Genomic DNA, 21,816 nt, shown 5'->3' with positions numbered 1-21,816 from the left:
ATATGAATGGAATAATAAATTTATTTAAGCCCAAGGGGATTACGTCTCATGAAGCGGTAAAAAAAATGAGAAAGACATTAGGCATAAAGAAAATAGGACATACTGGAACTTTAGATCCAAATGCAACTGGAGTTTTACCTCTATGTATTGGGAAAGGTACTCGTATTAGTGAATATTTGTTAGATGTTGAAAAAGAGTATGTTGGGGAGCTAACTCTTGGAATAGCTACAGATACGCAAGATGCATATGGGAGGATTTTAAAGTATTCATCTAAAAAAGTAGATGAAGAAAGTATTCGTTTAGCTTTTGAGAGTTTTAAAGGTGAAATTGAACAGATTCCACCGATGTATTCTGCTTTAAAACATAAAGGAAAGAAATTATATGAATTAGCTAGAAAAGGACAAACCATTGAACGACCTCCAAGAAAAGTCAATATATACGATTTAAAAATTGATAAAATTTTAAACAATAAGAAGATTATTTTTCATGTTAAATGTTCAAAGGGTACATATATAAGGACATTGTGTGATGATATTGGGCAATTTTTAGGTACATATGGATATCTATCCTATTTGATGAGAATTGGTGTAGGGGATTTTATAATAAATGATAGTGTAAGCATTGATTATATAAAAAGGTTAGATAAAAAAGAATTAAATTCTATTATTTGTCCGATAGATAAAGGCTTAAGTAAAATGGAATCGTTTATAGTAGAAGGAAATTATTATAAACAACTTATAAATGGTGCTTTAATACCAATAAATCATGATGTCTCTAATTGCTATAACTTTAATACTCCTATTAAAGTCTATTGTAAAAATACTTTTATTGGAGTAGGTAAAATTATAAATAAAGATAATATTTCATTTGTTAAAATGGATAAAGTTCTTATATAAGGTGGTAAACATGGAAATTATAGATTTAAATACTCAAAAAGCAGAAACATGTGAAATTTCTATTGCTTTAGGAAATTTTGATGGAATCCATATTGGCCATCAATATTTGATAAAAGATAATATAAGAAAAGCAAAAGATAAAAATTTAAAATCATCAGTATTATTATTTAAAAATCATACTAAAACTATCTTAAAGAAAGATAAGAATTCAAAAATTGGGATTATTACCTCTTATAGTCAGAAATTAAAACTTCTTAAAGAGCTAGGCGTAGAGATTGTATATACAATAGATTTTGATAAAAATGTAATGAAGTTAACACCAGAAGAATTTATAAAAGATATATTACTGGACAAATTAAATACAAAACTTGTTACAGTTGGATTCAATTATAGATTTGGAAACAAAGCATCTGGAGACAGTAAATATCTTAAAACCATAGGTATGAAAGAGGGATTTGAAGTTAATATTATCAAACCCATTTATATTGATAATGAAATTGTAAGCAGTACAAATATAAGGAATTTAATAAGATCCGGTGATATTGATAAGGCAAATAGCTTTCTTAATAGAAGTTATTCTGTTCTGGGAATTGTAGTTGAAGGAACTAGCAGAGGTAGAAAATTAGGGTTTCCTACAGCAAATATTAAACTAAATGATAATTATGTTGTACCACATACAGGTGTGTATAAAACTATTACTATGATAGATGACAAAAAATATTTAAGCCTAACTAATATAGGTTATAATCCTACTTTTGATGGAGATGAACTTAAAATAGAAACTTATATTTTAAATTTTAGGAACAATATTTATGGAAAACTTATAGAAATTAATTTTGATGAATTCATTAGAGATGATATTAAGTTTAGTACAGCTGGGGAATTGATTAAACAGATGAAAAAAGATGTTGAACACATTAAATAATATCATATATATTTACAATTATAAATATATATGATAAGATTAAATTTGGAATTAGATACCTTTAGCTATGTTTATCGTTTCCTCGACGATTTACTTAGCTAATGGTGAAAATATTAATAAAGAGGAGGCAAAGAAATGACAATAACTAAAGAGCAAAAAAATCAAATCATTGAAGAGTATAAATTGCATGAGGGGGATACAGGATCACCAGAAGTGCAGATTGCAATTCTAACTCACAGGATTAATGCTCTAACTGAGCATTTAAAGACTCATAAAAAAGATCATCATTCAAGAAGAGGATTATTTAAAATGATAGGTCAAAGAAGAGGACTATTAAGATATTTAGAAAACAATGATATAGAAAGATATCGTACATTAATTCAAAAATTGGGAATTAGAGGCTGATAAGAGCGGGGATATGTCCCGCTCTATTCATTATATTTTCTCAATAAAAACTTCTAAAATACTTATAGAAGTTTTTATTATTTAGTGTTTTTAGTTGATAAAAGGTAATAATAATAAGTAAAATAAATAAGGAGGGTAGACATGGAAAAACAGTTTCATTATACTTTAGCTGGAAAAGACCTTACTGTAACGATTGGCAAGGTTGCAGAACAAGCTAATGGAGCGTGTTTGTTACAATATGGAGATACTGTTGTTTTAGTTACAGCTACTGCTTCAAAAGAGCCTAGAGAAGGTATAGATTTTTTTCCGCTAAGTGTTGATTTTCAAGAAAAATTATATTCAGTAGGAAAGATACCAGGAGGATTTATTAAGAGAGAAGGGAAACCTAGTGAGAAAGCAATTTTAACAGCAAGATTAATTGACAGACCTATAAGACCTCTATTTCCTGATGGATATAGAAATGATGTGCAAGTGATTGTAACAGTACTTTCAGTTGATCAAGATTATACTCCAGATATATTAGGAATGATTGGATCATCAATTGCACTGTCAATCTCCGATATCCCTTTCAATGGTCCAACTGGATCAGTAATGATTGGTTTGGTTGATGATGAATTTATAATCAATCCAAATGCAGAACAAAGAGAGAAATCCGATTTACATTTAACAGTTTCAGGTACAAAAGATGCAATAATGATGGTTGAAGCAGGAGCTAATGAGTTACCTGAGAATAAAATGTTAGAAGCAATATTACTTGCTCATGAAGAAATTAAAAAACTATGTTGCTTTATAGAGGATATTCAATCAGAAGTGGGAAAAGAAAAACAAGACTACATGGTATTTAAAGCTGATGTTGAAATAGCTAAAGAAGTTAGAGAATTTGCTTCAGAAAAACTAATCAGCGCTATTCAAACTATAGATAAGACAGAAAGGGAGGAAAATATTGATAAAGTAGTAGAAGAGACAATTGATTATTTTTCTGAGAAATATCCTGACAATGAAAAAGATATTAGGGAAGTACTTGATCAAATATTAAAAGAAGAAGTTAGAAGGCTTATAATTGAAGATGGTATAAGACCGGATAATAGACAGACTGATGAGATACGTCCAATATCTTCAGATATAGGATTACTCCCACGAGCTCATGGTTCAGGCTTGTTTACTAGAGGTCAAACGCAGGTCTTAACAGTTGCTACATTAGGAGCATCTAGTGATGTTCAGATAATTGATGGAATTGGTGAAGAAGAATCTAAAAGGTATATGCATCATTATAATTTTCCACCCTATAGTGTTGGAGAAACTGGATTTATGAGAAGCCCTGGAAGAAGAGAAATAGGTCATGGGGCTTTAGCTGAAAGGGCATTAGAACCAGTAATTCCTTCAGAAGATGAATTTCCTTATACTATTCGATTAGTGTCAGAAGTATTAAGTTCAAATGGTTCAACTTCTCAAGCCAGTGTATGTGGTAGCACATTAGCTCTATTAGATGCGGGAGTACCTATCAAAAAGTCTGTTGCAGGTATTGCAATGGGATTGATGAAGTCTGAAGATAAAGTAGCAATTTTAACTGATATTCAGGGATTAGAAGACCATTTAGGAGATATGGATTTTAAAGTAGCTGGAACAAAAGATGGTATTACAGCTATACAAATGGATATAAAAATTTCTGGTATTGATAAAAAAATCTTAGAAGAAGCTCTTGAAAGAGCTAGACAGGGAAGAATGTTTATTTTAGAAAAAATGAGTCATACTATATCAAAACCAAAAGATGATTTATCCCAATATGCACCAAGGATATTTAGAATGCAGGTTGATCCAAATAAAATAAGAGATATTATTGGACCTGGTGGGAAAATGATAAATAGGATAATTGATAAAACAAATGTAAAAATTGATATAGATGATGATGGTAAAGTTTCAATTGCTTCTGAGAATAGGATAGATGGGGAAAAAGCTATTGACTTGATCAATAAAATAATTAAAGATGTAGAAATTGGAGATATTTACACCGGCAAGGTAATAAGAATAGTACCTTTTGGTGCTTTTTTGGAGATTATCAATGGTAAAGAAGGACTACTTCATATTTCAAACATTGCTCATGAGAGAATTGACAAAGTAGAAGATATATTAGCTATAGGAGATGAAGTATTAGTTAAAGTTATAGAAATAGATAAACAGGGCAGAATTAATCTATCAAGAAAAGCTGTTTTGCCAAAGGAAGATAAAAAGAATAGGAAATCCAGAGATAATAATAAATAAAAAAGTACTAATTAATGCATGAACCCAAATTAGGTTCATGTTTTTAATTTAGTTATAAAAAGCAACTTATAAAAAGATAAATATATTTCATACCCTTTGAATATAAATAATGATATAAGGATATTTGGAGGGATTAAAATGAAATTGTTTATTGTTAACAGAAAAACATTATATGTATTATTATTTATCATATTAATAATTGTAGCTGTAGCTATTTACATATCTTTTTATAATAAAGCACAGGAAACTTTTAATATGGATATTTATTATAAAGGAAATGTAGATAAGAATATTGTAGCATTTGCATGCAATGTAGATTGGGGTAATGAATATATTAAACCAATGTTAGAAGTTTTTTCAAAAAATAAAATAAAAATAACTTTTTTTGTAACGGGCAATTGGGCTGAAAAGAATCCTGAATTATTAAAATCTATTGTTAATGAAGAACATGAAATTGGAAATCATGGTTATCAACATATGGATTATGATAAATTAAGTTATGAAAAAAATAAAGAGGAAATCTTAAAAGCTCATAATGTAATTAATAATCTATCAGGTATACAGCCTAAATATTTTGCTCCACCTTCTGGAGCATATAATGATAATACTATAAAAGCAGCAAAGGATTTGAATTATGACATAATTATGTGGAGTATAGATACTATAGATTGGAGAGAAGATAGTAATAAAGAAAAAATTACGAGCAGGGTAATCAATAATATTCATGATTCTGCAATTATATTGATGCATCCTACTGAAGAGACAATAAAGGCCTTACCTAATATAATAGATTATATAGTTGAAAAAGGATATAAAATTGGTAAAATAGGTGATATAATAGAATAAATTTTGTGATTGAAGGAGGAAGTAATGTATTTAAAAGATAAATTAAATAATGGAATAAATGTTGTAATGGAAACAATACCATACATTAATTCGGTTTCAATTGGAGTATTAGTCAACACAGGTTTATATAATGAAGATAAACATAAAAACGGAATTTCTCATTTTATTGAACATTTGCTTTTTAAAGGAACTAATAAGAGAACAGCAAAAGAAATTGCTGAGACCATAGATAATATTGGTGGGCAAATAAATGCATTTACTGAAGCAGAATATACCTGCTTTTACATCAAAGTATTGGACAAGCATTTAAGAATTGCTATTGAAGTTTTATCTGATATGTTTAACAATTCAAAATTTGAAGAGATAGAAAAAGAAAAAGGAGTTATCTATGAAGAAATAAAAATGTATTTAGATTCACCTGAAGATATAGTTTATGATCTTTTAAATGAAACTATGTTCGAAAATACTCCTTTAGCATTACCTATATTAGGAACATATGATACAATAAAAAATTTAAACAGAGAATCCATATTAAAATATTTTAATGAACATTATATTTCTAAGAAAATGGTAATATCAATTGTAGGAAACTTTAATCCTAAGGATACAATAAAAACTCTAAATCAATATTTTGATACAAATAGGGCTATCAATCAAACTTATAATAATTCAATAAATAAAATACCAAACTTTACACAAAGATTAAAACAAAAACAAAAGGATACTGAGCAATTAAACTTCTGCTTAGGTATGAAAGGAGTTAAAAGAGGATCTGACGATTTATATCCTTTATTAATTTTAAATAATATTTTGGGAGGTAGTATGAGTTCTAGACTATTTCAAAAAATTAGAGAAGATAAAGGACTTGTATATTCTATATATTCTCACCCTGTTTCGTTCCAAAATGTAGGTGCTTTCATAATATATGCTGGTTTAGGGACAGCACAGATAATTAATGTAGCAAAATTAATAAATGAAAATATTGAGGATATTAAAGAAAATCTAATAACTGAAAATGAATTAAATAAATCTAAGGAACTGTTAAAAGGAAATTATATTTTGGGAATGGAAGACACTCTTAATAGGATGATTGATTTAGGTAAATCTGAATTATTTTTAAAAAGACTATTGTCTCCTAAAGATATTTTATCAAGAATAGATAAAGTTACAATGGATGATATACAAAGGGTTATATTTGAAATATTTGATAAAGAAAAATATAATATAGTATATGTAAGTAAACTTTCAAATAATGAAAAAATTAATATGAAGTTGAAAGAAATATTTTTTAATTGAGGTGATATTATGAGAATAAAAGTTATAAATAAAAGCAATTACCCACTTCCCAAATATAATACTAAAGGATCTTCAGGGATGGATTTATATGCTAATATTGACAAATCTGTTGTAATGAAACCTTTGGATAGAATATTGGTGCCCACAGGATTATATATATCAATTCCAAATGGATATGAAGCTCAAATTAGAGCAAGAAGTGGATTATCTTTAAAACACGGCATAACTCTAGCTAATGGAATCGGTACTATTGATAGTGATTATAGAGGCGAAATTGGTGTTATATTAATAAATTTAAGCAATGAAGAGTACACAATTAATAAGGGAGATAAGATAGCTCAATTGGTATTGACAAAATATGAGAAGGTAGAATTTGAAGAAGTTAATTCTTTAGATAATACAGAGAGAAACGACGGTGGTTTTGGTCATACAGGATATTAAATATAGTAGCATTGTATCATATAAGATTTTATCATAAATGATAAATCATATATCTATACAAACCACATATAATTATATAAGGAATAAAAAAGGAGATGATACAATGCTACTGTTAAGTGAATTAGGAGGCAAAGAAATAGTAAATTTAAATAATGGAGAAAGATTAGGAATAATTGCTGATTCTGATATTGTTGTAGATGAAAAAACAGGAAAAATATTATCTCTATTAATACCTGAAAGAAAGTTTCAGTTTAAGCTCTTTGGAAATAATGAAGGAATAGAAATTCCATGGCACACGATTAGAAAAATTGGAAATGATATGATTATTGTAGAATTAGATACAATATAATTTAAAGCTTTTTTAGCCTGATTATTTAATCAGGTTTTTTTAATTTATATTTTTATAGTACATGAGCATATTATTATAAGAATAGTAAAAAATAAATGATATATAATCAATACAAAGGAGGTAAAAAAGTGAAAAAGGAACCAGATAATGATCAACAACAAAATAATGATGTAATGGATAATGTAAATAAAATAGGTACACCAAATTTACCAAATGTTGATAATAATATTCAATTTATAACTATTATAGGAGAAATAGAAGGACATAATATGTCTTCATCTAATAAAAAGACAACAAAATATGAACATATTATACCAATGTTAATAGCAGCAATGCAAGATCCTAAAATTGAAGGTTTATTTATTATATTGAATACAGCAGGTGGTGATGTTGAAGCAGGTCTAGCTTTAAGTGAATTAATAAATAGCGTAGATAAACCAAAAGTATCTTTAGTATTAGGAGGTGGCCATAGTATCGGTGTTCCTTTAGCTACTGCGTCAGATTATTCTTTCATTGTACCGACTGCAGCTATGACAATTCATCCTATACGAACTACAGGTTTAGTTATTGGAGTTCCACAAACCTTTAGATATTTTGAAAAGATGCAAAAGAGAATAAGTGGTTTCATCATAAGAACATCGAAAATTGATGAAAAAACTTTAAAAAATTTAATGTATGCAACAGATGAATTAGCTAATGATGTGGGAACTATTCTTATAGGAAAAGAAGCTGTGGATTACGGATTAATTGATGAAGTAGGTGGCTTTAGTATCGCATTAAAAAAATTAAATGATTTAATAGAACAGAAAAACCTATAGCACAATAGTATAATATACTAAATTATGCTATAATAACATGAGAATACCTTAAAGGGGGAATTTAATCAAAACAATTATTTTAAGGGGATACTTACTTTAAGTATCTTTTCATCTATAGTAATTGTTTTTTTAATGGTATAATAAAGATATAACAAATTTTCAACTTTCATCCTTATATATACTTTCTAAGTATTAATATTACAGATAAAAATGAACTTAAATGATACATAATATTTTATAAGAGGTGATCTTCTTGGTCAAGAAGAAAAAGACAAAAAAAACAAAGAACACAAAAAAGAAAGAATATAATCGAGAGATAATAGGAATTATTATAATCTTATTTGGCATCCTATCAGCTATAAGTTTATTTAGCAAAAAAACAGGTATTATGGGTGTGTTTTTAAGAAATATTTATTTTACTCTCATGGGTTTTGGTGGATATATATTTCCATTAATTATTATAGCTATTGGAATTCTTTTTATTATAAATAGAGTTGACACAAAAAATGATTTTAAATCAGTATATTTACTAGTTTTATTTTTATGTTTTTTAACTTTATTAGATATTAACAATGTAAGTGGAAGTAAATTTGGTGTAAAATTATCTGAGTCTTTACAACTAAGCAAGCAAGGATTAGGTGGAGGTATATTAGGAGCTATTTTAGGATATTTACTTTTTAAATTATTTGGATCAATAGGCTCTTATGTAATAATTTCCTTCATAATCTTAATTTCAATAGTACTTTTTACTGAGGTTAAAATTAGTGAAATTTGGAATCAACTTAATTTAAAATTTAAAGCAAAAAAAATCAATAATTTTAATATTACTGATAAAATAAACAAAAATAAGAAAAACAAAAGAGATATTAAAGAAACTATAAAAAATGTGTCATCATTAAATAACATACAAAATGATAAAGAACAAGAAATTTTAATTCATGATTATACTAAAATTCAAAAAGAACCTCATAATAAAACAAGTACAGATAATGAAATTTCAATAAATAACAAAAATGTTATACCTAACTATACATTACCTTCATTGGATTTATTAGATGATTTTGAAAAAAATCCAAATTCTAATGATAGAAAAGGAATTATAAATAATGCCAAAAAAATTGAAGAAACTATGAAGAATTTTGGAATTGACTCAAAAATTACTCAAATCAATAAGGGACCATCTATTACTTGTTATGAAATTCAACCTGCTCCAGGAGTAAAGGTAAGTAAAATTGTTAATTTATCAAATGATTTAGCCTTGAGTTTAGCCGCTTCAGATATTAGAATAGTTGCTCCCATTCCTGGTAAAGCTGCTGTAGGAATAGAAGTCCCAAATAAAATAAAAGATAATGTTGGATTAAAAGAAATTTTACAATCCGATGAATATTTATCTTTAAATAGCCAATTACCTTTAACTTTAGGAAAAGATATTTCCGGCAAAGCAATAGTTTCAAACATAGATAAAATGCCTCACTTATTAATAGCTGGAGCAACTGGATCTGGTAAAAGTGTATGTATAAATACCATTATTATGAGTATATTATTTAAATCTCATCCTAGTGATGTAAAATTATTATTAATTGACCCAAAGGTAGTTGAATTAAGTATTTATAATGGTATACCACACTTGTTAATCCCTGTAGTTACTGAAACTAAGAAAGCTGCTTCTGCATTAAGCTGGGCAGTTGATGAAATGGAAAAAAGATACAAGTTATTTGCTGAAAATAATGTGAGAGATATTAAATCATACAATCATAAACTAAATAATGATAAGAACAATAAGCTACCTAAAATAGTTATTATAATTGATGAATTAGCAGATTTAATGATGGTAGCTGCTCAAGAAATAGAAGATTATATTTGTAGATTAGCACAAATGGCTAGAGCTGCAGGTATTTACTTAATAATAGCTACTCAAAGGCCTTCAGTTGATGTTATAACTGGTATTATTAAAGCAAATATTCCTTCAAGAATATCATTTGCAGTATCTTCACAAGTTGACTCAAGAACAATATTAGATATGCCCGGTGCAGAAAAATTATTAGGTAAAGGGGATATGCTTTTTTATCCTTCCAACCTTTCTAAGCCTATTCGTATTCAAGGGGCTTTTATTAGTGACACAGAAGTAAAAAAGGTTGTAGATTATTTGAAAGAACAAAACATTACAGAATACAATGATGAAGTAATAGAAACAATACAAAATGAAATAGATATAAATAACTTTATCGAAGATGGAGATAAATTGCTTCCAGATGCAATATCTTTGGTTGTTTCAGAAGGACAAGCATCTATATCATTACTTCAAAGAAAATTAAAAGTTGGATATGCAAGAGCTGCAAGAATTGTTGATCAAATGGAAGAAAGAGGAATAGTTGGTGGACATGAAGGTAGTAAACCAAGAAAGGTACTAGTATCAAAAGAAGAAGTAGAATCAATTATCAAGGAGAGATTATAATGGAAGTAAAAAATATTTCAATTGTGACTTTAGGATGTTCAAAAAACGAAATCGATTCAGAATTAATGATGGGAATTTTTAAAAATAATGGTTATTCAATTGTAACCTCATTAAAAGATGCAGATATCATACTCATTAATACTTGTGGTTTTATTGATACTGCTAAAGAGGAATCTATAGAAACTATTTGGGAAATGACTAAGTATAAAACAGAAGGGAAATGTAAATATATTATATTAGCTGGTTGTTTAGCAGAAAGATATTCTAAAGAACTATTAGAAGAAATTGATGAAGTAGATGGTATAATTGGTACAGGCAATATGAAAGATGTTATAATTCTAATAGATAGATTAAACAATGGAGAACATAAAGTTATTTATACAGAAAATATTGATGAAGATTATTTAGAACTAGTTCCTAGACAAAGCTTCAGAACTACTGAATATGTAAAAATATCTGAAGGATGTGATAATTTTTGCACGTATTGTATTATACCAAGGTTAAGAGGAAAGCATAGAAGTAGAAAGATGGAAAATATAATTAAAGAAGTAAAACATCTAGTTAAAAATGGAGTTAAAGAAATAATATTAATTGGTCAGAATACTACTGATTATGGTATAGATTTATATGGAGAATATAAGTTATATGAATTACTTGATAACTTAAATAAGATTAGAGATTTAAAATGGATTAGGTTGCTTTATCTATATCCAGATAACATTAATAGAAAGTTAATTTCTTCTATTAAAAATAATGATAAAGTATTGAAATATTTAGATATACCTTTGCAACATATAGACAATGATATATTGAAAAAAATGAATAGAAAAATCTCTAAAGAAAAAATCATAAGTTTAATATCTAAACTAAGAAAGGAAATACCGGATATTGTTATTAGAACGACTTTTATAGTAGGATTTCCTGGTGAAACACAAAATAACTTTAAAAATTTATATAATTTTATTAAAGCTATGAGGTTAGATAAAGTAGGAACTTTCACTTATTCTAGAGAGAAAGGAACTGCAGCTTATACCTTTGATAATCAAATAGATGATGACACAAAGGAATATAGAAGAAATAAAATCATGGAATTGCAACAGAGTATATCCTATTCTTTAAATAGCAAAAAAATCGGAAAAACCTACGAAGTTTTAATTGAAGACATGGAAAATGAAGATTTGTATATAGGTAGAACATATATGGATAGTCCAGATATTGATGGTATTTTCTTTGTTAAGTCAGATAGAAGGCTTAAGACTGGACAATTTGTTAAAGCGATAACTACTGATTATTTTGAATACGATTTGATTGGAGAGATAATAGAATGAATCTAGCAAATAAAATTACTTTAATACGTGTGCTGATGATCCCCTTATTTATGATAATATTATTTTTTGATTCTAAAGTGCATAACTATTTAGCTACGTTAATTTTCGTTATAGCATCTGCAACGGATGGATTAGATGGATATATTGCAAGAAGTAGAAATCAAGTAACTACATTTGGCAAATTTGTTGATCCATTAGCTGATAAGTTGCTAGTTTCTACAGCATTAATTTCCCTAATTCAATTAGGAAAGGTTCCTGCTTGGATTGTTGTAATTATAATTGCAAGAGAATTTACCATTACAGGTTTTAGAATAATTGCTGCATCAGAAGGAATAACAATTGCAGCTAGTCCATTAGGAAAAATAAAGACGATTACACAATTAATCGCTATAACTGTTTTATTAATAGATAATTTTCCTTTTAGTTTAGTTAATTTTCCATTCGATATCATTATGCTTTATATATCTTTAATATTTACTGTATTATCCGGAATAGACTATATATATAAGAATAGACAAGTATTAAAAATTGATGAAAAATAACGGAGATGAATGAAATGAATGCTGAGATAATTTCTGTAGGCACTGAATTAATATTAGGGAGCACATTGAATACAAATGCACATTACTTATCTAAACGATTGTCTAATATAGGTATAGATGTAATATACCATACAGCAGTAAAAGATGATCCAAAAATGTTGGAAGATATAATTCATATTGGATTAAAAAGAGCCGATGTTTTGATTTTTACAGGAGGATTAGGTCCTACAGATGATGATATGACTAAGGAGATAGTAAGTAAAGTATTAGGCCTAAACTTAAGATTAAATGTAAGCGTTGAAAATAGTATTAAAAACTATTTTAATAAAACTGATAAAATCATGTCCTCTAATAACAAGAAACAAGCATATATCCCAGAGGAAAGTAAATTTTTAACTAATGAAATTGGAACTGCACCTGGAATATATATTAAGTGGAATGAAAAATTATTAATATTATTACCAGGCCCTCCAAACGAAATGAAATTAATGTTTAATAAATATGTAGTCCCTTTGATAAAACAAGACTTTGTTATTAAAATAAGTACAATAAGAACTATAGGTATTAGTGAATCACAATTAGAAAACTCATTGAAGGATATTATAAGAAACAATACAAATCCAACAATAGCAACTTATGCTAAAGAAGGAACTGTAGATATAAAAATAGTGGCAAAAGGTGATAATGATAAAGAAGTTGATTCATTACTAAATGAAATAGTATGTATAATAAAAAATAGAATATCCAAGTATATTTATAGTTATTTAGATGAGACTATTGAAGAAGTTGTATTTAAAAAACTAAAAGATAAAAAAATGAAAATAGCTTTTTGTGAATCATGTACAGGTGGTCTTATATCGGCAAAGTTTACTCGTATTTCAGGGGTATCAGAAGTATTTGAAAGAGGAATTATTGCATATAGCAATAATTCAAAGATCGAAGAATTGAATGTAAATAAAGATACATTAGAAAAATTTGGCCCAGTAAGTGAACAAGTAGCAATAGAAATGGCAAAAGGCCTTATGAATAAGACAAAATCAGACATAGCAGTATCTACGACAGGTTTAGCTGGTCCATCTGGAGGAAATAAAACAAAACCAATAGGTCTTGTTTATATCGGAATCGTAACTAAAAATATGTCAAAAGTGATTAAATGCATGTTAAATGGAGACAGAACTTCTATTCAAAACAAAGCTGCATTAAAGGTTTTTAATGAGATAAGGAAAATCTTATAAAAATCCAAAATTATCTTTGACTTAAATAAATAATTATTATACAATTGTATTAGAACGTAAGTTCTAATAAGTGAAGGGTGGTGAATCCAGTTTAACTGGAGAAAAATGGTGAATAAAGATGAAAAAAAGAAAGCATTAGATATGGCCATGAATCAAATTAAAAAACAATTTGGTAAAGGTTCAATAATGAGATTAGGTGATAACGAAATTGAAAAAATAGAAGTTATACCTACAGGATCTTTAAGTTTAGATATTGCATTAGGAATTGGTGGAATTCCAAGAGGTAGAATTATTGAAATATTTGGGCCAGAATCTTCTGGGAAAACAACTGTTGCGTTGCATGTTATTGCTGAAGCGCAAAAAAAAGATGGAATAGCAGCCTTTATTGATGCAGAACATGCACTTGATCCAAGTTATGCAAAAAAATTAGGTGTTGATGTTGAAAATCTAATAGTTTCACAACCTGACACTGGAGAACAAGGACTTGAAATTGCAGAATCTTTAGTAAGAAGCAATGCAGTTGATATTGTAGTTATAGACTCCGTTGCAGCATTAGTTCCAAAAGCTGAAATAGAAGGCGAAATGGGAGATAGTCATGTTGGATTACAAGCTAGACTAATGTCCCAAGCATTAAGAAAATTAGCAGGGGCAATAAATAAATCTAGAACTACTGTAATTTTTATTAATCAGTTAAGAGAAAAGGTAGGGATTATGTTTGGCAATCCTGAAACAACAACTGGTGGGAGAGCCCTAAAATTCTATTCTAGTATACGATTAGATGTAAGAAGAATTGATTCTATAAAACAATCTGATAGTGTAATAGGAAATCGAACTAGAGTTAAAGTTGTAAAAAATAAAGTTGCTCCTCCATTTAAACGAGCAGAATTTGATATCATGTACGGTTTAGGTATATCCAAAGAAGGTAATATTTTAGATACTGGAGTTGAAGCTGAAATTGTAAATAAATCAGGTTCATGGTATAGTTATGGAGAGCATAAACTTGGACAAGGAAGGGAAAATGCTAAGGATTTTCTAAAAGAAAATACTGAAATCACAATGGAAATAGAATCTAAAATAAGAGAAAAATATGGTTTGAATTCTGATAAAGATAAATCAACTGAGAAAAAAGATAAAATTGCAAAAGAGAAAACAACTGAATAAACCTCCAATTGGAGGTTTATTTATAAGGAGTGTCATTAATTGAAAATACTTTTTTTTACTGATACCCATATAAGGGGAACTACACCTAAAAATAGAAAAGACAATCTCACTGAAACTTTAGAAAAAAAGTTAAGGGAAATTGGTGATATTGTAGAAGATTATAATATTGACTTTATATTACATGGTGGAGACCTATTTGATAGACCTGATGTTTCGGTTTCTATAGTTAGTAAATTTGCTTCAATATTAAATAGCTTTAAAGTGCCTATATATATTATAAGTGGCAATCACGATGTTTATGGTCATAACCCTAACACCATAGGTAGAACTATGCTTGGGTTATTAGATGCATTAAAAGTTGTAAGGATAATAAAGCAAAATGAAGTCATATATTTAAATAAAGCTGGTATCAAAGTTCAGTTATCTGGTCAATCATATACATATGATATTGATCATGAAAGGAATAGGTCTAAATATATTGTAAAAAAAGTTTCAAAAGATGTGGATTATATAATTCACATGGTTCATGGAATGCTATTAAATAAACCTTTTATAAAAGGTATACCTTTTACTCTAATTGATGATATAAAAAGTACTGAAGCAGATATTACATTATCTGGACATTATCATTCTGGTTTTGGAATAATAAATATTGGTGATAAATACTTTGTAAATCCAGGAAGTCTTATTAGAATAACAAACAGCTTAAATGAAATAGAAAGAATACCTAAGATAGTTATTTTAGATATCAAAGATTCAATTGATATTAAAACAATTTGTTTAGAGACAGCATTGAAAGGAGAAGAAGTATTAGATAGACAAGAAATAGAAAATCACATCTTTAAAACTGAAAGATTATTTGATTTCAAGCAATCAATAGATACAGCTATTAACTTCGAAAAATTAGAAATAAATGAAATTCTAATGGAAGTTTCAAATGCTGAAAATGTATCTGAAGAAGTAAAAAAAGAAGCCCTTAAAAGGATTGCCCATATTCAGATGAAACATCTAGGAGATGAATTGTAAATGAAATATATTAAGAAAGTAATTTTAGAAAATTTTCAATCACATAAATATACTGAAATTGAGTTAGATCAATATTTAAATGTTATAGTAGGCCCATCTGATCATGGTAAAACAGCAATTATTAGGGGTATAAAATGGGCATTATTTAATGAACCAGTAGGAGATTTTTTTATCAGAGAAGGAGAAACAGAGTGTAGTGTAACCATTATTTTCAATGATAATATAAAATTAAAAAGATATAGAAGTAAAACTAAAAATGCTTATTATATATATGATAATAACGGAGAAGAAACTGTGTTTGAGGGTTTTGGAACAAAGGTGCCCCAAGAGATTATAGATAAAACTTCTATGAGAAAAATAATATTAGATAGTGGCCAATCTAATTCAATAAATATTGGGGAACAGTTAGAAGGTCCATTTTTATTATCTGAAAAGAATTCTACAAGAGCAAATGCAATTGGACGGTTAGTTGGAGTACATATAGTTGACAATGCTCTAAAAGATACATTAAAAGACATTAGAAACTTAAATACTAAAAGAAAAAATTATAAAGAAACATTAGAAGATCTTCATGAGAATTTATCTGAATATGATTATTTAGATGATTTAACAATAAAAGTTAATAAACTAAAAAATATAAAAGATAAAATTCATAATAAACAATCAAAACTAGACAACTTGACTCAAAGATTAAAGTTATTTCAAAAAACAAGTGAAGAATATAATATATTAAAAAAATATTTAAGAAAACTTAAAAATTTAGAGAAAGTATCAAACAAGGAAAAAATATTATCTAGAAAGATTAAAAAATTTAGCTACATCTATGATAAATATTACATGTTGATTAAAATACAAAACAATATAAAAGAAGATAATAACTTACTAATTTTATTGAAAGATATTCATAAAATAGAAAAAACTATTAATAAATTAAGTATTTTTTTTAATATGACTTCTAAATTAGAAACCATATACAATAAATATAAATATACTGAAGATACACTAAGTATATATAATAATATATTAAAAGCTTTACAAAAAAATGTTTTAATTGAAAAAAGAATTAGTTTAATTGAAGAAAATCTTCAAAGGCTCAAAAAGATACAAAATTTAAAAGAAAAATTAGACGAAATCCATAAAAATATTTCTATAGGTCAAATTTACATTAATAAATTATCGAATGTAAACTTGATTTTTAATAAAAAAGATTTACTTGAATCAAAATATAAAATTTTACAAAACTTAGTTAATTACAAAAAGGAATATGATGCCAATAAAACTAGAATATTTAAAATAGAAAATAATTTATCTAATATAAATAAAGAAATGAATAAATATTTAAATAGATATAAGATAATTTTAAATAAAGTTGAAGTATGTCCTTTGTGTTTTAGTCCTATAGATAAAGCACGAACTAAAAAAATAATAGATAGCTACAAGAAGGAGGAAATTCATCAATGAATTATGAAAAGGAACTTAATACCCTAAGAGAAGACCTTGAAAAAGCTAAAAGTTTGAAATATAGAGCTGAAGCGAGATTAGAACAACTTAATAAACAGCAACAAGAAATAGTCGATGAATTAAAAGATTTAGGAGTAAATCCAGAAGAATTAGAAGGAGAAATTAATAAGTTAAAAGAAGAAATTAATGAATTATTTAAAGAAGCTAATGAATTAATGCCAAAAGATATTTTAGAAAAGAAGTGATATCGTGATTAATAAAATAGATGAGCTAGATAAATATTTATCTAAAGTTAATTCTTATATTTCTAAAGAACAAGGAAAAAGAGAAAAAATTTTAGAACAGATTGACAATTACAATAAATTAATAGAAAGTATAGAATCTAAAATACAATTGATGGAAAAGGTAAGCGTATTGTTACAAAGAACATCTGAATTTGCAAGAAACCAAGCCAAAGTTCAAATTGAATCATTAGTAACAAATTGTTTGCAATTTATATTTGAAAATGATATAGAATTTAAGATTGAAATAGAAGAATTATATGGGAAGCCTAACGCAGAATTTTATGTTATAAGCAAAGACAAAGATACTACAATTAAAACAAAACCGGAACAGTCTAGAGGAGGAGGGGTTGTAGATACTGTTTCTTTAGCTTTACGTATAGCCTTCCTACAAATTCATAAACCCAAAATAGAAGGCCCCTTAATCTTAGATGAACCAGCAAAACATGTAAGCGAAGACTATATTTTTAATGTAGCAGATTTTTTAAAGAAAACATCAGAAATGTTTGAAAGACAAATAATAATGATAACACATAACAATCATTTATCTGCTATTGGAACAAATTCATATAGAGTTACTCTAAACGGGACAATAAGTAATGTTGAAAAGATTACACTGAATTAATACTCTTGACATATCTATTGAAAAGTAATAAAATAATAACGAACATAGCTATACAAAAATTAATGTGTAGACGCTATAAGCCGAAAGCTTATACTGACTCGGTTTATATTTTTAACTGTCATTAAAACAAAAAGAATATGTTGTATGAAACTTGAAAACTAAATAGAATAGGAGGTGCATCGTTATTGATATCATAATTAATATCTTAATTGCTATTATAGGAATTATAGTTGGTTTTTATATAAGAAAAACCATTGCTGAAAGAAAGATAGGAATTGCTGAAGAATTATCTAAAAAAATTATTGAAGATGCAAATAGAGATGCTGAAACTCATAAAAAAGAAATATTGCTAGAAGCTAAAGAAGAATCTCACAAGATAAGACTTGAGAGCGAAAAAGAAAATAGAGAAAGAAGATCTGAAATTCAAAAGCAAGAAAAACGTTTATTACAGAAGGAAGAATCTATTGATAGAAAAGCTGATTCCTTAGAAAAAAGAGAGGATATTTTTAATAAAAAAGTAGAGGAATTAGAAAAAAAAGAAAGTCTTATAGACGAATTATATGATAAACAAGTTAAAGAATTGGAAAGGCTTTCAGGTCTTACTTCTGATGAAGCGAAAGAAATATTATTAAATGATATTAAGAAAGAAATAGCTCATGAATCCGCTGTATTAATTAAAGAGATGGAAAGAAAAGTTAAAGAAGAATCAGAAAAGAAATCAAAAGAAATCATATCTTGTGCAATTCAAAAATGTGCCGCCGAGCATGTTGCCGAATCTACTGTGACTGTTGTTTCTCTACCAAATGATGAAATGAAAGGAAGAATAATAGGTAGAGAAGGTAGAAATATTAGAACCTTAGAAACATTAACTGGTATTGATTTAATAATAGATGATACTCCGGAAGCAGTAGTATTATCTGGTTTTGATCCTATAAGAAGAGAAATTGCAAGGATTGCTCTTGAAAAATTAATAGTGGATGGAAGAATTCATCCAGCTAGAATTGAAGAAATGGTTGAAAAGGCAAAAAAAGAAGTAGACAATGTGATAAGAGAAGAAGGAGAACAAGCAGCGTTTGAGACAGGAATTCATGGTCTTCATTCTGAATTAATAAAACTTTTAGGACGATTAAAATATAGAACAAGTTATGGACAAAATGTCCTTAGACATTCTATCGAAGTTTCTCATCTTGCTGGTATAATGGCTTCTGAATTAGATGTAAATGTAAGAATAGCTAAAAGAGCTGGTTTACTACATGATATTGGTAAAGCTGTAGATCATGAAATTGAAGGGCCTCATGTTGATATAGGTGTTAATTTAGCAAAAAAATATAAAGAATCAAAAGATATTTTACATTGTATTGCAGCTCATCATGGAGATATAGAGCCTAAAACAGTAGAAGCAGTATTAGTACAAGCAGCTGATGCTATCTCGGCAGCTAGACCAGGCGCAAGAAGAGAAACTTTAGAAGCTTACATTAAACGTCTTGAAAAATTAGAAAGTATCGCTAATTCTTCTGATGGTATTGAAAAGTCTTATGCTATACAAGCAGGTCGAGAATTGAGAATCATGGTAAAACCAGATAGCCTCAGTGACGATGAGATAGTTCTTACTGCGAGAGATATAGTTAAGAAAATAGAAGATGAGTTAGATTATCCTGGCCAAATTAAAGTAAATGTAATCAGGGAAACAAGAGCAATAGAATATGCAAAGTAAAAACTAGTATTGATAAAATTTATTTTTTATTTTTTGAAATAAAAGAGGATTTTAATTATATTTGTAGAATAAGTAATATAAATATTAATTAATTATATATTATAAAAATAGTGTAGAGGGGGATATTTAATGGATGTATTAAAAGTATCAGCAAAATCAAGCCCAAATTCTGTAGCAGGAGCACTAGCTGGAGTTTTAAGAGAGAGAGGTAATGCCGAAATCCAAGCTATTGGAGCAGGTGCTTTAAATCAAGCAGTTAAAGCTGTAGCCATAGCACGAGGATTTGTAGCACCTAGTGGAATTGATCTAATTTGTATACCCGCATTCACTGACATTGAAATTGATGGTGAGGAAAGAACAGCAATTAAATTAATTGTAGAACCAAGATAGTATTGTGTAATATGTAAAATGTATATCAAAAAACCTACTAATTAAATTTAGTAGGTTTTTTATTTTATTATTAATAATAAAATGTTGCTTGATACACAATCTAAAGATTGTATATAATATAATTAGATAATAAAGGAGAGTTATATATGATCTTTGATATGCATGTACATACAACTTTCTCCGATGGGTTATTTACTCCTAAACAAATTATTGACATAGCCTTCAATAAAGGAATAAATGGTATAGCAATAACAGACCATGATACTATTTTAGGTATAAAACAATCTATAGAATACAGTAAAAACTTTAAAGATTTTTTCGTTATTCCTGGTATAGAATTTGGATGTATACATGAAGATGAAGAGGTGCATATATTAGGATACTTCATTGATTATGAATCTCCAAATATAATTAATGCAACTCAAAAATTAAAAGAGGAAAGAATTAGAAGAGGAATCAAAATGGTAGATAGAATTAATTCCATTGGTATGAAATTGACATTAGAAGATGTTAAAAGTTTTTCTAAAAGAGATCATTTTGGTCGACCTCACGTTGCACGAGCTTTAATCAAACGTGGTTATGTAAATGATATTAAAGAAGCTTTTGATAAATTTCTCAATAGAGGCAAACCAGGATATGTAGAAAAGAGAACTTTTTCTTTAGTTGAAACTATAAAACTAATTCATAGGGCGAATGGAATTACAATATTAGCACATCCTGGAATATTAAAAAATAAAAATATAATTAATCATTGTATAGAGAAAGGAATTGATGGTTTAGAATTAATAAATCCAAAACACACTAAAGAAGATGTAAAATTTTTATTAGTAATTGGCAAAAAGAATAATTTAATATTAACTGGTGGATCAGATTTTCACGGTCAAAAAATATCAGGAGAATATTTACTAGGGAAATATTATATAAGAATAGATGACATTCCTGTTATGAAAGGAAGGATATAATTGAATAATTTTAAAGCTATGAGGAATAGACAATTTCCTTCTAAAATTAGCACTACTTCTTTTGTAAAGCTATATATTTTACATTTACTTAAAGATAAAAGCTATTATGGTAATGAAATAATTGAAGAAATAAAAGTCAGATTAGAAAACAAATGGGAGCCAAGCCCAGGAATGGTATATCCCCTTTTACGTGAATTAGAAAAAGAGGGGTATGTTAAAGGCTCATGGGAAGAACCAGATAAGAAATCAATTAGAAGATATAAATTGACCGATAGTGGTTATAAACATTATAAAGTCATCTTACTTCAAAATAAGCAAGTCTTTGAAGATTCTTTATCAATAGTTCAAAATGTATTAGAAGATTTATATAGTGTAAAATTCTAATTAATTATATAAAAAAT

At 27.5% G+C, this 21,816-nt stretch carries 22 protein-coding genes; all 22 read left to right on the top strand.

Translation table 11 applies throughout. The features are described 5' to 3' along the window. Positions 1 to 2 precede the first annotated feature (2 nt). Positions 3 to 896, top strand: coding sequence for a tRNA pseudouridine(55) synthase TruB (gene truB, locus K8M07_RS01005; protein WP_223375930.1), 894 nt, complete (start codon positions 3 to 5; stop codon positions 894 to 896). Between the two features lie 10 nt (positions 897 to 906). Further along, entirely contained in the window at positions 907 to 1,821 is a 915-nt protein-coding gene (locus K8M07_RS01000) for a bifunctional riboflavin kinase/FAD synthetase (RefSeq protein WP_223375929.1), read from the top strand. Positions 1,822 to 1,956: 135 nt separating this feature from the next. After that, on the top strand, positions 1,957 to 2,226 hold the full coding sequence (gene rpsO / locus K8M07_RS00995; RefSeq protein ID WP_223375928.1) for a 30S ribosomal protein S15: 270 nt from the start codon (positions 1,957 to 1,959) through the stop codon (positions 2,224 to 2,226). A 141-nt stretch (positions 2,227 to 2,367) separates the two neighbouring features. Continuing rightward, positions 2,368 to 4,485 carry a polyribonucleotide nucleotidyltransferase gene (locus K8M07_RS00990; protein WP_223375927.1) on the top strand — a complete coding sequence of 706 codons (2,118 nt, stop codon included), beginning with the start codon at positions 2,368 to 2,370 and terminating at the stop codon, positions 4,483 to 4,485. A gap of 138 nt (positions 4,486 to 4,623) precedes the next feature. Then, entirely contained in the window at positions 4,624 to 5,331 is a 708-nt protein-coding gene (locus tag K8M07_RS00985; protein WP_223375926.1) for a polysaccharide deacetylase family protein, read from the top strand. 24 nt (positions 5,332 to 5,355) lie between these two features. After that, positions 5,356 to 6,627 (top strand): M16 family metallopeptidase, encoded by a 1,272-nt coding sequence (locus K8M07_RS00980; protein WP_223375925.1) that lies wholly within the window; start codon positions 5,356 to 5,358, stop codon positions 6,625 to 6,627. A 9-nt stretch (positions 6,628 to 6,636) separates the two neighbouring features. After that, positions 6,637 to 7,068: a dUTP diphosphatase gene (gene dut / locus K8M07_RS00975; protein WP_223375924.1), complete on the top strand. Its 432-nt coding sequence runs from the start codon at positions 6,637 to 6,639 to the stop codon at positions 7,066 to 7,068. A gap of 103 nt (positions 7,069 to 7,171) precedes the next feature. Further along, positions 7,172 to 7,417 carry a YlmC/YmxH family sporulation protein gene (locus tag K8M07_RS00970; protein ID WP_263282402.1) on the top strand — a complete coding sequence of 82 codons (246 nt, stop codon included), beginning with the start codon at positions 7,172 to 7,174 and terminating at the stop codon, positions 7,415 to 7,417. Between the two features lie 128 nt (positions 7,418 to 7,545). Beyond that, the gene (locus tag K8M07_RS00965; protein ID WP_223375922.1) at positions 7,546 to 8,235 is read left to right on the top strand and encodes a ClpP family protease; all 690 of its coding nucleotides are present in this window, start codon (positions 7,546 to 7,548) and stop codon (positions 8,233 to 8,235) included. A 253-nt stretch (positions 8,236 to 8,488) separates the two neighbouring features. Beyond that, positions 8,489 to 10,690, top strand: a complete 2,202-nt coding sequence (locus tag K8M07_RS00960; RefSeq protein WP_223375921.1) for a DNA translocase FtsK — start codon at positions 8,489 to 8,491, stop codon at positions 10,688 to 10,690. Then, entirely contained in the window at positions 10,690 to 12,018 is a 1,329-nt protein-coding gene (gene rimO / locus K8M07_RS00955; RefSeq protein WP_223375920.1) for a 30S ribosomal protein S12 methylthiotransferase RimO, read from the top strand. The genes K8M07_RS00960 and rimO overlap by 1 nt, the downstream gene beginning before the upstream one ends. Next, positions 12,015 to 12,560, top strand: coding sequence for a CDP-diacylglycerol--glycerol-3-phosphate 3-phosphatidyltransferase (pgsA, locus tag K8M07_RS00950; protein ID WP_223375919.1), 546 nt, complete (start codon positions 12,015 to 12,017; stop codon positions 12,558 to 12,560). Before rimO ends, pgsA begins: the two co-directional genes overlap by 4 nt. 14 nt (positions 12,561 to 12,574) lie before the next feature. Next, a complete protein-coding gene (locus K8M07_RS00945) occupies positions 12,575 to 13,795 on the top strand; it encodes a competence/damage-inducible protein A (RefSeq protein WP_223375918.1) in 1,221 nt (406 codons plus the stop codon). A gap of 105 nt (positions 13,796 to 13,900) precedes the next feature. Beyond that, the gene (gene recA / locus K8M07_RS00940) at positions 13,901 to 14,956 is read left to right on the top strand and encodes a recombinase RecA (RefSeq protein WP_223375917.1); all 1,056 of its coding nucleotides are present in this window, start codon (positions 13,901 to 13,903) and stop codon (positions 14,954 to 14,956) included. 39 nt (positions 14,957 to 14,995) lie between these two features. Further along, the gene (locus K8M07_RS00935) at positions 14,996 to 15,982 is read left to right on the top strand and encodes an exonuclease SbcCD subunit D (protein WP_223375916.1); all 987 of its coding nucleotides are present in this window, start codon (positions 14,996 to 14,998) and stop codon (positions 15,980 to 15,982) included. Further along, complete coding sequence (locus K8M07_RS00930) at positions 15,983 to 17,443, top strand: AAA family ATPase (protein ID WP_223375915.1); 1,461 nt, start codon at positions 15,983 to 15,985, stop codon at positions 17,441 to 17,443. It begins immediately after the preceding gene. Continuing rightward, positions 17,440 to 17,688 (top strand): hypothetical protein, encoded by a 249-nt coding sequence (locus tag K8M07_RS00925; RefSeq protein WP_223375914.1) that lies wholly within the window; start codon positions 17,440 to 17,442, stop codon positions 17,686 to 17,688. The genes K8M07_RS00930 and K8M07_RS00925 overlap by 4 nt, the downstream gene beginning before the upstream one ends. 4 nt (positions 17,689 to 17,692) lie before the next feature. Continuing rightward, the gene (locus tag K8M07_RS00920; RefSeq protein ID WP_223375913.1) at positions 17,693 to 18,349 is read left to right on the top strand and encodes an ATPase; all 657 of its coding nucleotides are present in this window, start codon (positions 17,693 to 17,695) and stop codon (positions 18,347 to 18,349) included. A gap of 178 nt (positions 18,350 to 18,527) precedes the next feature. Next, positions 18,528 to 20,063 (top strand): ribonuclease Y, encoded by a 1,536-nt coding sequence (gene rny / locus K8M07_RS00915; protein ID WP_223376285.1) that lies wholly within the window; start codon positions 18,528 to 18,530, stop codon positions 20,061 to 20,063. Between the two features lie 129 nt (positions 20,064 to 20,192). After that, positions 20,193 to 20,453, top strand: coding sequence for a stage V sporulation protein SpoVS (gene spoVS, locus K8M07_RS00910; protein WP_223375912.1), 261 nt, complete (start codon positions 20,193 to 20,195; stop codon positions 20,451 to 20,453). Between the two features lie 146 nt (positions 20,454 to 20,599). Next, positions 20,600 to 21,415, top strand: coding sequence for a PHP domain-containing protein (locus K8M07_RS00905; protein ID WP_223375911.1), 816 nt, complete (start codon positions 20,600 to 20,602; stop codon positions 21,413 to 21,415). Then, on the top strand, positions 21,416 to 21,799 hold the full coding sequence (locus tag K8M07_RS00900) for a PadR family transcriptional regulator (RefSeq protein ID WP_223375910.1): 384 nt from the start codon (positions 21,416 to 21,418) through the stop codon (positions 21,797 to 21,799). The last annotated feature ends 17 nt before the right edge of the window (positions 21,800 to 21,816 follow it).

It is taken from the genome of Schnuerera sp. xch1 (assembly GCF_019931165.1).
Taxonomy (GTDB): domain Bacteria; phylum Bacillota; class Clostridia; order Tissierellales; family Tepidimicrobiaceae; genus JAIOUP01.
The sequence above is the reverse complement of the archived record's forward strand: the minus strand, read 5'-3'. Positions and strand labels throughout refer to the sequence as shown.